Annotated in this window: 10 protein-coding genes; 6 read left to right on the top strand and 4 right to left on the bottom strand. The window is 75.8% G+C overall.

Translation table 11 applies throughout. The features are described from left to right. Window positions 1-30 precede the first annotated feature (30 nt). The 3 genes from ACL03H_RS03050 to ACL03H_RS03040 all read right to left on the bottom strand — a co-directional run bounded on the left by ACL03H_RS03050 (window position 31) and on the right by ACL03H_RS03040 (window position 2,917). On the bottom strand, window positions 31-873 hold the full coding sequence (locus ACL03H_RS03050; protein WP_412809494.1) for a nitrilase-related carbon-nitrogen hydrolase: 843 nt from the start codon (window positions 871-873) through the stop codon (window positions 31-33). Between the two features lie 239 nt (window positions 874-1,112). Beyond that, complete coding sequence (locus ACL03H_RS03045) at window positions 1,113-2,516, bottom strand: NAD(P)/FAD-dependent oxidoreductase (RefSeq protein ID WP_412809493.1); 1,404 nt, start codon at window positions 2,514-2,516, stop codon at window positions 1,113-1,115. Further along, the gene (locus ACL03H_RS03040) at window positions 2,504-2,917 is read right to left on the bottom strand and encodes a DUF5313 family protein (RefSeq protein WP_412809492.1); all 414 of its coding nucleotides are present in this window, start codon (window positions 2,915-2,917) and stop codon (window positions 2,504-2,506) included. Before ACL03H_RS03040 ends, ACL03H_RS03045 begins: the two co-directional genes overlap by 13 nt. Before the next feature lie 104 nt (window positions 2,918-3,021). On the opposite strand from ACL03H_RS03040, the gene ACL03H_RS03035 reads away from it, so the two are divergent. From ACL03H_RS03035 to metX, 5 genes are all read left to right on the top strand, one after another. Further along, the gene (locus ACL03H_RS03035; RefSeq protein ID WP_412809491.1) at window positions 3,022-3,159 is read left to right on the top strand and encodes a hypothetical protein; all 138 of its coding nucleotides are present in this window, start codon (window positions 3,022-3,024) and stop codon (window positions 3,157-3,159) included. Between the two features lie 97 nt (window positions 3,160-3,256). Next, the gene (locus ACL03H_RS03030) at window positions 3,257-4,216 is read left to right on the top strand and encodes a formylglycine-generating enzyme family protein (RefSeq protein ID WP_412809490.1); all 960 of its coding nucleotides are present in this window, start codon (window positions 3,257-3,259) and stop codon (window positions 4,214-4,216) included. A gap of 58 nt (window positions 4,217-4,274) precedes the next feature. Further along, window positions 4,275-4,346: a putative leader peptide gene (locus ACL03H_RS03025; protein ID WP_412809585.1), complete on the top strand. Its 72-nt coding sequence runs from the start codon at window positions 4,275-4,277 to the stop codon at window positions 4,344-4,346. Window positions 4,347-4,511: 165 nt separating this feature from the next. Then, the gene (locus tag ACL03H_RS03020) at window positions 4,512-5,837 is read left to right on the top strand and encodes a bifunctional o-acetylhomoserine/o-acetylserine sulfhydrylase (protein WP_412809489.1); all 1,326 of its coding nucleotides are present in this window, start codon (window positions 4,512-4,514) and stop codon (window positions 5,835-5,837) included. A gap of 3 nt (window positions 5,838-5,840) precedes the next feature. Further along, entirely contained in the window at window positions 5,841-6,968 is a 1,128-nt protein-coding gene (metX, locus tag ACL03H_RS03015; protein ID WP_412809488.1) for a homoserine O-acetyltransferase MetX, read from the top strand. Between the two features lie 634 nt (window positions 6,969-7,602). On the opposite strand, the gene ACL03H_RS03010 is transcribed toward metX, so the two are convergent. Next, window positions 7,603-8,787 (bottom strand): 4-hydroxybenzoate 3-monooxygenase, encoded by a 1,185-nt coding sequence (locus ACL03H_RS03010; protein ID WP_412809487.1) that lies wholly within the window; start codon window positions 8,785-8,787, stop codon window positions 7,603-7,605. Between the two features lie 841 nt (window positions 8,788-9,628). Here ACL03H_RS03010 and ACL03H_RS03005 point away from each other — a divergent pair. Next, window positions 9,629-12,778 carry a tetratricopeptide repeat protein gene (locus ACL03H_RS03005; RefSeq protein WP_412809486.1) on the top strand — a complete coding sequence of 1,050 codons (3,150 nt, stop codon included), beginning with the start codon at window positions 9,629-9,631 and terminating at the stop codon, window positions 12,776-12,778. Window positions 12,779-12,879: the final 101 nt, after the last annotated feature.

Raw genomic sequence — 12,879 nt, 5'->3', positions numbered from 1 at the left:
TCCCCTTGGTGGTGGTGCCCGCTGAGCCCGTCACGGGCTGGTCAACGGGTCGTAGGCGTCCGGTCGGCGGTCCCGGTAGAACGCCCACTCGGCTCGGACCTCGTCGACGAGGTCGAAGTCCAGGTCCCGCACCAGCAACTGCTCCTCCTGGTCGTCGGCGACCTCCCCGACGAACCGCCCGCGCGGGTCGACGAAGTAGCTGCTGCCGTAGAAGTCGTCGTCGCCGTACTCCTCCACGCCGACCCGGTTGATCGCGGCGACGAAGTACTGGTTGGCGACCGCGGCGGCGGGCTGTTCCAGCTTCCACAGGTGCGAGCTCAGACCGCGGCTGGTGGCGGAGGGGTTGTAGACGAGCTGGGCTCCGCCGAGCCCGAGCGCCCGCCACCCCTCCGGGAAGTGCCGGTCGTAGCAGATGTAGACGCCGATGCGGCCCACCGCGGTGCGGAACACCGGCCAGCCGAGGTTGCCGGGCCGGAAGTAGAACTTCTCCCAGAAACCGGGCAGGTGCGGCAGGTGGTGCTTGCGGTACTTGCCGAGGTAGGAGCCGTCCGCGTCGATCACGGCGGCGGTGTTGTAGCAGAATCCCGGGCCGTCCCGCTCGAACACGGGCAGCACCAGCACCATGCCGAGCTCGCGGGCCAGCGCCCGCATCCGCTCGGTGGTGGGCCCGTCCGGGACGGACTCGGCCCAGCGGAGGTGCTCGTTGTCCTGCACCTGGCAGAAGTAGGGCGCGTTGAACACCTCCTGGAAACCGATCACCTGCGCGCCCCGGGCCGCGGCCGTGCGGGCGTGCCGTTCGTGCGCGTCGACCATGGAGGCGGCGTCGCCGGTCCACTTCGCCTGGACCAGTGCGGCGCGAACGAGGTTCGTCATCGGAGACCCCCTGGAGCGCGTGGCGGGTGGGAGACGCCCTCGAACATATGGGGCTCCCCCGGCGCCTGCCAATCACCGCTGCGCCCAGGATCCGTTCCGCTGAGCACCGCCGCGCCCCCGTACCCGGCCGCGCGCAGCGGGAACGCGCGCGGCCAACCCGCCGCGGTTCGCTCGAACGGAGGAAGCGCTGGTGTGTCGGGCCTGGCCGGTCCGAGTGCGTCCGCGACCTCCTGCGGTGGTCAGCTGCCGAGGCCGAGGCCGTGGCGGTCGAGCAGTCGCAGCCAGGGGCCGAGCCGGCCGCCGGAGGCGTCGGCGCGCTCCAGCGCCCGGTGGGTGAACCGCACGAGCGGCCAGCGCAGCGGTTCCGGCGGGTACGGCAGCGGCCGGGTGCGCACCAGCGCGCTGCGGGTGCGCTCGGTGACCAGGCCGTCGAGCAGGTCCAGCGCCACCTGTCCGCCGAACCGGGCGGCGGCGATGCCGAGCCCGGTGAACCCGACGGCGCAGGCGATCCGCCCGCCGCAGGCGGTGCCGAACACGGGTGTGGCGCGGGTCGTGGCGTCGATCGGCCCGCCCCAGCGATGGCTGAACCGGACGCCCTCCAGCTGCGGGAAGGTCGCGAAGAACCGCGCGGCGAGCGCGCGGTGCGGCTCGGCCCGGGCGGCGAACCGGTCGTCGGTGCCCCCGCCGAAGCGGTATCCGACGGCACCACCGCCCCACAGCACCCGGCCGTCGGGAGTCGGCCGGAAGTAGTGGAACAGGTGGTGCGAGTCGGTGACTCCCTGCCGCTCGCGCCAGCCGAGCGATTCCCAGGCGGCCGACGACAGCGGCTCGGTCACCAGCACGTGGTCCCAGACCGGCAGCACCCGGTGGCGCACCCGGCGCAGCGGGGCGGGGAACGCGTTGGTGGCGAGCACCGCCCGCCCCGCCCGAACCGTCCCTTGTGGACACCGGAGGCGGAGTCCGCCGCGCTCGCGGCGCAGCCCGCGCACCGGGCTGCGCTCGTGCACCCGCACCCCGAGCCGCGCGGCGGCGGTGAGCAGGCCGCCCAGCAACCGCGCCGGGTCCACCAGACCTCCCGCGTCGGGCAGTCGCAGGCCCGCCCGGAAGGACTCCGAGCGCAGGTCGGCCCGCACCCCGCCCGCGCCCTGGAAGACCGCCCGGATGCCGTGCTCGCGGTAGAGGTCGGCCTCGTCGCGCAGCTCCCCCACCTGGTGCGGTTCGGTGGCCACGGCGGTCTTGCCGCACCAGCTGAGGTCGGCTTCGATCCCCTCGGCGCGCACGAACTCGTCCAGCTCGCGCAGGTTGCTCCTGCCCAGCGCCACCAGGCCGTCGGAGCCGGCCAGCTCTCCCGGCCACAGCCGCGCCCCGTGGGCGAGACCGTGGGTGAGTGATTCGGAGACGAAACCACCGCTGCGCGCGCTGGCGCCCGAACCGACCCGCGCCGCCTCCAGCACGAGCACGTCGAGCCCGGGCTCGCGCTGCTTGGCCAGCACCGCCGTCCACAACCCGGTGAATCCCGCGCCGATCACGACCAGGTCCGCCGAGTCCGCGCCCGGCAGCTCCCCGCGCGGGGGGATCGGGCTGCGCTGCGGCCAGAACGCGGCGGGCTCGGCGTCGGCCAGCGCGCGGGTCAGCCCCGCCACGGCCGGAAACCCGCGCCGCGCCCGCCCGCCCGTTCCGCGTCCTGGCGGATCCGCCGGGTCTCGCGGCCGAGCCCCGGCGGATACCCGTGCTTGATCACGCGGTGCTCGCAGGCCTCACCCATCAGGCACACCGAGTAGAACAGACCCACGAACAACCCCATCCCGACCGCGGTCAACCTGATCGACCACGGCCCCGGCAGCAGCAACAGCAGGAAGCACGGCGCGAGCTGCGTCAGCGCCCGCGCCAGGTGGCGCAGCACCCAGGTCCGGCAGGTCACGTCGTGCAGCACCCACTCCGCGCAGCGGTCGGGCAGCCGCCCGCCGAAGGCGTACCAGACCCACCGCAGCGGCCCGGGGCGGCCGGGAACCGGCCGGGGTCGATCGGGATCGGGAGCGCGCACCCCTCCAGGTTAGTGGCCGCCCCCGCGGAGTCGCGCGGATCACTCGGACGCGAGGTAACGATCTCCCCAGCAGGCCGATGATCAAGGTGAAAGGGGTAGCGCTGATGTTCATTCTCGTTGTGGTGATGCTGTTCGTGCTCGTGGTGGGCGCGGTGATGTTCACGGATCTCCTGGACGACGGGTTCCGGGGAGCCGGTGCCGCGATGGCCCAGCTGGTGCGGGAGTCCCGCGACCGGCCCTGAGCCGTCCGATGTGGACTGGTCCGGCAGGCGGGTGCCGCCGGATCGGTCCGGCCCCCGCCTGAGCGCACCCGTCGGCCGCGCTCCTAGAGTGGACGCCGTGAGCGACGCGGAACGGGAAGTCCAGGAGGAACACGGCTGCTGCGCCCCCGGGCGCACCCGGCCCGAGGGCACTTCCGCCCCGTCCGCCGCACCCGCCTCGACCGCGCCCGAGCGGAGCTGGATCGCCCTCGACGGCGGCGCGTTCCTGATGGGCACCGCCGACGCGGACGGCTTCCCCCAGGACGGGGAGGGCCCGGTGCGCGAGGTGCGGGTGAGCCCGTTCGAGATCGGCCCGCTGGCCGTCACCAACGCCGAGTTCGCCGAGTTCGTCGACGACACGGGCTTCGTCACCGACGCCGAGCGCTTCGGCTGGTCCTACGTCTTCGCCGCCTTCCTGCCGGGCTCGCTGCGTCGCGCCGCTCCGCGCCCGGAGCAGACCCCGTGGTGGTGCGGGGTGCGAGGCGCGACGTGGCGGGCCCCGGAGGGCCCGGGTTCCAGCGCCGAGGACCGCGCCGATCACCCCGTGGTGCACGTGTCCTGGCACGACGCCGCCGCCTACTGCCGCTGGGCGGGCGGGCGGCTGCCGACCGAGGCGGAGTGGGAGTACGCCGCGCGCGGTGGCCTGGAGCAGCGCCGCTACCCGTGGGGCGACGAGCTCACCCCCGGCGGCGAGCACCGCTGCAACATCTGGCAGGGCGCGTTCCCCACCAAGAACCTCGCCGAGGACGGCTATCGGGGCACCGCGCCCGCGGACGCCTTCCCGCCCAACGGTTTCGGCCTGCACAACACCGCGGGCAACGTCTGGGAGTGGTGCGCCGACCGCTGGGGGACCGAGCACGCCCCGGCCGGGACGCTCGACCCGCGGGGCCCGGCGGAGGGCGAGAACCGGGTGATGCGGGGCGGCTCGTACCTGTGCCACGAGTCGTACTGCAATCGCTACCGGGTCGCGGCGCGCACCTCGAACACCCCCGACAGCTCGGTCGGCAACCTCGGTTTCCGCTGCGTCCGGGCGCGCTGATCCTCCCGAATGGTGAACGCGGTGTCGCTCCGGCCGTCGCGGCGCTAGGCTCCGCGACATGATCCGCTTGGTGGAGCGCAGGCACGTCGACCTCGTGCGCGTGACCACGGCCGCCTGTCGCGCCCGCTGATCCACTCCCGGGGCGACCGCCCCGGCGCTGACCGACGAGCGCACCCGGCACCTCCGGTGCCGCTCGCGGCCGCGCCGCTCCCCCGCACCACACCCGGCGCCGCTCCCGCGCCGGGCTTCCCCCTCCGTGGCGCCACCGCGCGCCACCGCTGACCGTGGAGTCGCCATGTCCGCTGACGCTTCCGCCCCCGAGGCCAACTGGTCCTTCGACACCCTGCAGGTGCACGCCGGGGCGCAACCCGACCCGGCGACCGGCGCCCGCGCCACGCCGATCTACCAGACCACCTCCTACGTCTTCCGCGACACCCAGCACGCCCAGGACCTGTTCAGCCTCGCCGAGCCCGGCAACATCTACACCCGCATCAACAACCCCACCCAGGACGTGCTGGAGCAGCGGGTCGCCGCCCTGGAGGGCGGGGTCGCGGCGGTCGCGGTGGCCTCCGGGCAGGCCGCCGAAACGCTCACCGTGCTCACCCTCGCCCAGGCGGGGGACCACCTGGTCGCCAGCTCCTCGCTCTACGGCGGGACCTACAACCTGTTCCACCACACGTTGCCGAAGCTGGGCATCGAGGTGACCTTCGTCGAGGAGTTCGACGACCCCGAGGCCTGGCGCGCCGCGATCCGCCCGAACACCAAGCTGCTGTTCGCGGAGTCGCTGGGCAACCCGCGCAGCAACGTGCTCGACGTGCGCCTGGTGGCCGACCTCGCGCACGAGGCCGGGGTGCCACTGGTCGTGGACAACACCGTCACCACCCCGTACGTGCTGCGCCCGCTGGAGCACGGCGCCGACATCGTCGTGCACTCGGCCACCAAGTACCTCGGGGGTCACGGCACCGCCGTCGGCGGGATCGTCGTGGACGGTGGCGGTTTCGACTTCGGAGCCGAGCCGGAGCGGTTCCCCGGTTTCAACGAGCCCGACCCGAGCTACCACGGGCTGCGCTACTGGCCGGCGCTCGGCCACGGCGCCTTCGCCGCGAAGCTGCGGGTGCAGGGGCTGCGCGACCTGGGCCCGGCGATCTCGCCGTTCAACGCCTTCCTGCTGCTGCAGGGCCTGGAGACGTTGTCGCTGCGCATCGAGCGGCACAACGCCAACGCCCTCGGACTGGCCCGGTGGCTGGAGGAGCGCGACGAGGTGGCGGCGGTGCACTTCGCGGGCCTTCCGTCGAGCCCCTGGCACGAGCTCGGCAGGCGCTACCTCACCGGCGGGTTCGGCGCGATCGTCTCCTTCGAGCTGCGCGGCGGCGTGGCGGCGGGCCGCCGGTTCGTCGAGGGCGTCTCGCTGTTCAGCCACCTGGTCAACATCGGCGACGTGCGCAGCCTCATCGCGCACCCGGCGAGCACCACGCACAGCCAGCTCGGCGAGCAGGAGCAGCTCGCGGCGGGCGTCACCCCGGGCCTGGTGCGGCTGTCGGTGGGCATCGAGCACCTCGACGACCTCAAGGCGGACCTGGAGCAGGCGTTCCGCGCGGCGAAGGCGGAGCTGGAGGTCTGAGCGATGACCGCGCCGCCCTCGCCCGCCACCGGCGCCTGGCGGGCGGGGCATCCGCCCGGCCGCCGCCGGTGGGTCGCGCTGCCCCCGCTCGACCTGGAGTCGGGGGCGCGGCTCACCGGGGCGCGGCTGGCCTACGAGACCTGGGGCGAGCCCGCGCCGGACGGCTCGAACGCGGTGCTGGTGCTGCACGCGCTCACCGGGGACGCGCACGTGCGCGGTCCAGCCGGGCCGGGGCATCCCAGCGCGGGCTGGTGGGAGGGCGTGGTCGGCCCGGGGCTGGCGCTGGACACCGACCGCTGGTTCGTGGTGGCCCCGAACGCGCTCGGCGGCTGCCAGGGCAGCACCGGCCCGGCGGATCCGGCACCGGACGGCCGGGCCTGGGGCGGGCGGTTCCCCGCGCTGGGCGTGCGGGACCTGGTGCGCGCGGAGCTCGCGCTGGCCGCCGAGCTGGGCGTGGACCGGTGGGCCGCGGTGATCGGCGGCTCGCTCGGCGGGATGCGCGCCCTGGAGTGGGCGGTGGACCAGCCGGAGCGGGTCGCCTCGGCGCTGCTGCTGTGCTGCGGTGCTGCCGCGACCGCTGAGCAGATCGCCTGGTCCTCCACGCAGCTGCACGCGATCCGCGCCGACCCGGACTGGCTCGGCGGGGACTACCACCACCTGCCTCCGGGACGTGGCCCGCACGCCGGACTCGGCCTGGCGCGGCGCATCGCGCACCTGACCTACCGCAGCCCGCAGGAGCTGCAGGACCGGTTCGGCGCGGCCGCGCAGGACGGGGAGGACCCGGCCGCGGGCGGGCGCTACGCGGTGGAGTCCTACCTCGACCACCACGCGGCGAAGCTGGTGCGCCGCTTCGACGCGGCCAGCTACGTGCGCCTCACCCAGGCCATGTCGGGTCACGACGTCGGCCGCGGGCGCGGCGGGGTGGCCGCGGCGCTGCGGCGGGTGCGGGGGCGGGTGCTGGTGGCCGGGGTGGACAGCGACCGGCTGTTCCCGCCCGCCGAACAGCGCGCGCTGGCCGCGGGGCTCGGCACCACCGCTCGGGTCCTGCGCTCCCCGCACGGGCACGACGGGTTCCTGGTCGAGATCGATCAGGTCTCGGCGGCGGTGCGCGCCGTGCTCGCGACGCCGTGACCGCCGCCTCGGCGGCCGAGGCGGGGGCTCGGGCGCCGGAGCCACCTCGTCCGCGAGCTCACCGAGACGACCTCGGCGGCGTTCGCCCGGCGCCGTGGCCCGGCGGCACCGTTGCGGCAGTCCGGCGGGGCGCTGTCGACGGGCGTCCCGGCGCCCGGGGATCCCGGGCGAGGACGGGCGGGAACTCCCGCCGGCAGAGATCGGCGAACTGGTCATCTCCGGTCCGCGGGCGGCGCCCGGGCTGCTGGGCCGGAGGAGACCTCCGCCGCGCCCACGCGGGTTGGTCCCACCCGGCGGGCCCTGATGAGGACAACACCAACGCCGGGCCACCAGGTGTGGCCGGGCGGGGTGGATCCCGTGCTCCACGACCCGACCGCCCGCGAGGCGGCCGTGGTCGGGGCGCCCGACGCCTACCGGGGCGAGACGGTGCTCGCCCGCTCGATCCCGCACCCCGGGCGGGCGGCCGACCCGGCGGGCCTGGCGGCCTTCTGCCGCGAACGGCTGGCGGCCTACCAGCACCGCGCCGGATCGAGGTGCTGCCGAAACCGCCCAGGACCAGCACCGAGCGCATCGCTGCGCCGCGAACTCCGCGGCCGGGACCAGAACGCGAGCGGCGGGACCAGGGCGACCGGGATCAGGGCACCGCGTCCGAGGGCAGCCCCGCGTAGTTCTCCGCCAGGGCCGTGGCCGCCGCGGTCGAGCTCACCGCGTAGTCCAGCCGCGAGCGCTGCAACCGGCGGGAGAACTCGTCGCCGTCCGGGTCGGCGTGCAGCATCGCGGTCATGGCGCAGGAGAAGTCCTCGGCTCGCCACACCCGGCGCAACGCGGTGTCCGAATAGGACTCCAGCGCACCGGGGTCCCCGCGCAGCAGCGCCGCGTCCAGCGCCCGGGCCAGCAGCGCCACGTCGGCGACGGCGAGGTTGAGCCCCTTGGCCCCGGTGGGCGGCACGATGTGCGCGGCGTCCCCGGCCAGCAGCAGCCTGCCGCAGCGCAGCGGTTCGGCCACGAAGCTGCGCATCGGCGTGACCGACCGGTCGGTGATCGGCCCGCGCCGCAACCGCCAGCCCCCGTCCACGGCGAGCCGCAGGTCCAGTTCCTCCCAGATCCGCGCGTCGGGCCAGTCGGCCAGGTCGGTCTCCGGCGGGACCTGCAGGTAGAGCCTGCTCACCTCCGGGCCGCGCATGCTGTGCAGCGCGAATCCGCGCTCGTGCTGGGCGTAGATCAGTTCGTCGGTGGAGGGGGCCACGTCGGCGAGGACGCCGAGCCACGCGAACGGGTAGGTCCGCTCGCGGGTGCGGATCCGGCCCGCGGGGACGCAGCGGCGGGCGATGCCGTGGAAGCCGTCGGCCCCGACGACGTAGTCGGCTTCCAGCAGGCGTTCGGCACCGTCGTGCCGGTAGCGGACCCGGGGTCGTTCGGAGTCGACGTCCTCGACCGCCAGCGCCTCCGCTTCGAACAGCAGCGGCGCCCCGGATTCCACCCGCAGCGCCACCAGGTCGCGCACCACCTCGGTCTGCGCGTAGACCACGACGCGGCGCCCGCCGGTGAGCGCGGCGAGATCGATGCGGTGCCCGGTCCCGCCGAAGCGCAGCTCGATCCCCTCGTGCACCAGCCCCTCGCGGTCCAGCCGGTCCCCCGCCCCGCAGGCGCGCAGCACCTCGACGGTGCCGTGCTCCAGGATCCCGGCCCGCTGGCGGTGCTCGACGTGCTCGCGCGAACGGGATTCGAGCACGACCGACTCGATCCCGCTCCGCTGCAGCAGCCGCGCCAGCAGCAGCCCCGCCGGGCCCGCTCCGATGATCGCCACGCTGGTGCGCATCGGCGCCCCCTCCGGATGCCTGCTCGCTCCGTGTGCGGATCAAACTCGTTCAAGGTCCGCCACGCGAGCGGCGTTGTCAACGGACTGGGCGCCGCTCGCTCGAACCACCACCGCTGCGCGCGCGGAGCGATTCGGGCGGGCAGCGCGGCGAGCGCGACGGCCCGCCGGGCGCAGCGGGTGCCGTGCGCGGACGCGGTCTCGGGGTAGATCTCGCCGCCGCGGTTCGCGGCGCTCGACGCCTCGCCGACGGGGCGGGCTCGACCAGCGCGCGGTCGCCGCGCGGACCGCGCTGGACCGCCGCGCGGCCGACGTCCGCGGGCTCGCCGAACGGCCCCGGTACCGCACCGACCGCAGGCCCAACGCGCCGCTGCTGACCGAGCGCGGACTCGACGCGCGCACCTCCGGCGCACCGAGCTGTCGATCGAGATCCTGTTGACGCCGCTGGACGGCGCGGAGCGCGAACAGCTGCTCGGCCCGCTCGACCGGCTCGCGCGGGGACGGGGAGCCGAGCCGCGATCCCGGCGGATCGGAGGCCCGAGTCCCCGGGCGGCCCTGCCCGCCGCGATCGGTCAAGACCTCGTGCCGGTTCCCACCCGGCCAGGTGACCGCGCAGTTCTGACTTCACCCGATGCGCGGGACTCCGCCTCCGGAACGACCACGCACCGATCGAAGTCCAGGTCCGGGAGACCACCGGCTCGCCGACGCGCCCGCTCGTTGTGGCGAACCTGCGGCACGCTCCGGCACCCAGCGTCCCCGACGTCCTCGCCGTCCCCGGCCCGCACCCAGCGCCGCGTTCCGCGCGATCTCACCATGGGACGGATCAACGCAGGTGGGAGACGTGATGACAGGTCGGGACCAGCGCGGCACGGGCACCGTCGTCGCACGCCCGGTGCTGGACGACGCGCTGCACGCGGCCGCCCGGAACCGGGTGTGCCTGGTGATCGCGGCGGCCGGTTGGGGCAAGACGACCGCGGTCCGCGAGTGGGCGGCCGGTGCCGGCACCGTCACGACCTGGTGGGCCCCGGAGGGCTCCGGGGATGACGCGGGCCGCCTGCTGACGGCCTTGCGCGAGGCCGCCGCTCCCCACCTGTCCGATCCCGCGCCAGCAGCGGATCGCGACGCGCTCTGCTCCTGGTTGCGGGGGCTGCCGCTGGACCTGCACCTCGTCGTCGACGATCTGCACGAGTGCGGGGAGCACGCGACCGCGCTGCTGGCCGACCTCTGCCGCACCGCGCCACCCCGGCTGCGGCTGGTCCTGCTGTCCCGGCAGGAACCCCCGTTCTCCCTGGAGCGGCTGCGCGGGCAGGGCAAGGTCAGCGAGATCGACGCCGGGATGCTGGCGTTCAGCGCCGAGGAGATCGCCGAGCTGGCCGGGCTGCTGCTCGGCGAGGCCGACCGCACCCTCGCCCAGGAGCTCAGCGCGCACACCGGCGGCTGGCCCGCGGCGGTCTGCCGGGCGATCGACTCGCTGCGCTCGGTGCCCGAGCAGCGCCGCAGCGGGATCCCGCCCGCGGCCCGCTTCCACCCCTACCTGGCCGAAGAGGTCCTCGACCGGGAACCGGAGCCCTCCCGGCACGCGCTGCACCGGCTGGCGGTGCTCGGGGAGACCGCCCCGGAGGAGGACACCGGGAGCACCTTCCTCGACCTCGCCCGCCGCGGTCTGCTGCGGCCCGGGGACACCGGCCGGTGGGCGCTGGTGCCGCCGCTGGCCGAGTTCTTCGCGGCGCCCCGGGCCGTCACCCCGGAGCTCCGCACCGGGCTGCACCGGCAGGCCGCCGAGGAGCAGCGGCGAGCGGGCAGGCCGGAGCGGGCGCTGCGGCACCTGGTCGCGGCCCGCGAAGCCGGCCGCTGCGCGGACCTGCTCGCCGAGGCGGGCGACCGGCTGCTCGACGAGGGGCACGTGGACGTGGTGCTCGACGCGGCCACCGTGCTCGGCTCCGCCGGCGGGGAGCGCGTCGCCCGCGTGCTCGGCCGGGCGCACCGGCTGCGGGGGCGCTGGCCGGAAGCCGCCGCGTGCTGGCGGCGGGCCGGCTCGCGGTCCGATCCCGGCCTCGGCTGGAGGATCGCCGAGGACGCGCTGGCCAGGGCCGAGCTCGAGGCGGCGCTCGCCGCCTGCGCCACCGCCGAGGACGGCCCCGGCGACGCGGCCGAGCGGGCCCGGTTGTTCGCCGCCGCCGCGCTCGCGCACCGGCTGCTCGGCGACCTCGCGGCGGGCCGGTCGGCGGCACGGCGCTCCGAGGAGTGCGCCGCGGACTGCCCGCCCGGGTCGGCCGCCACGGCCGCGGCCCGTCTCGCCCGCGCGGTGCTCGCCGAGGCGCTGGGTGATCAGCGGGAGGCCCGGTCCGCCTGGTTCGCCGCCGTCGAGGACGCCCCTGCCGGGCAACTCGGCAGGTCGCACGCGCTGCGCGCCCTGCACCGCACGGCGGCGGGCGATCCGGCCTCGGCGCTGGGGCAGGCCGACGCGGCGCTGCGGATCGCGGAGCAGCACGGCGATTCGCTGCTGCGCGCGCACGCCCTCACCCAGCGCGGCGACGCCCTGACCCGGCTCGGACGCTTCGACGAGGCCTCGGTCGCGGTCGACGGCGCCTGCGAGACCTTCGGCCGCTTCGGCACCGGCTTCCTGGCCTGGCCGCTGTGCGTGCGCGGCGACGTGCACCGGCGGCGCGGTCGGCTCGAACGCGCCCGATCGGCCTACGAGGAGGCGCTGGCGCTGTCCGAGTCGGGCTGCGAGGTGCTGGGCACCGGGGCCGCGCTGATCGGTCTCGCCCGGGTGCGCGCCGTGGACGACCCGGAGCAGGCACGGTCGCTCGCGCAGCGCGCGGTGGACCTCGGCGAACGCCTGCACGAGGTGCGGGCGCTGCTCACCCGGGGCTGGATCGCCTGGGAGTCCGGCGACCGGGAAGGCGCCGCGGCCGACGCGGCGCTGGCTGCCGGGCAGGCTCGTTCCCGGGGCGACGAGCCCGGCTTGGCGGAGGCGCTCGCGCTCGGGGCGGTCACCTCCCCGGATCCGCTGGACCACGGCCCGGCGCTCGACGAGGCGGTGCAGATCTGGCGGGACGGCGGCTTCGCCATCGAGGAGGCCCAGGCCGTGCTGCTGCGGCACCGCCTCGGTCCGGTGCGCGGTTCCTCGGCGAGCGCCGAGCTCGCCGAACGCACCCTGCGCGAACACGGCACCTCCCCCGACGCGCGCGCCGCGGCCGGACCGCTGGCCGCCGTGGCGCGGCTGGCGCCCCCGGTCACCCTGCGGGCGCTGGGCGTGTTCCGCATCGAGCACGCCGGAGTACCGGTGCCGCGCGCGGCCTGGCAGTCCCGCAAGGCCCGCGAGCTGCTCAAGATCCTCGTGGTCAAGCGCCGCCCGGTGCGCCGCGAGGAGCTGATGGAACTGCTGTGGCCCGAGACCGATCCGACGCGCGCGGGCAACCGGCTCTCGGTGCTGCTGTCCACGGTGCGCGACGTGCTCGCCCTCCCCGGCCCGGTACCGGGCTCGGTGCTGCTCACCAGCGAGGCGGGCACCATCGGTCTCGACCCGAGGCACGTGCGGGTGGACGTCGAGTCCTTCCTGGCCCAGGCGGACCGGGCGCTGGCGGCCGACCGCGGGGAGCTGCCCGGCGCTCTCGACGGGCTGCTGGACGCCGCGGCCGCCTACACCGGAGACCTCCTGGAGGACGACCCGTACCACGGGTGGGCGGACGCGCTGGCCGACGAGCTGCGCACCACGCACGCCGCGGTGCTGCGGGCCCTGCTGCGGCGGCTGCGGGCAGCGGGCGACGTGGACCGGGTCGCCCGGTTCGCGCTCCGCCTGCTGCGCGACGACCGCTACGACGAGGAGGCCCACCTGGACCTGGTGGGCACCCTGCTGCGAGCCGAGCGGTTCGGCGAGGCCCGCCGCCGTTACGAGCTCTACCGCGAGCGGATGCGGGAGATCTCGGTCAGCCCCCGCCCGTTTCCCGAGGTCCCCGCGCTGCGCCGCTGCGACGACACCGCCGAGTGAGGAATTTCCCCGGTACGGGGGAGTCTGGGCCTGTCTCTAAGGCAACGCTAAAGCACCCTGAACTGCGCATTCCTAGGCTCGTGGGGTGCATCCCGCCCTTC

The sequence above is a fragment of the Saccharopolyspora antibiotica genome, from assembly GCF_047200635.1.
GTDB lineage: Bacteria > Actinomycetota > Actinomycetes > Mycobacteriales > Pseudonocardiaceae > Saccharopolyspora_C.
This window is presented reverse-complemented; position numbering and strand designations above follow the sequence as displayed.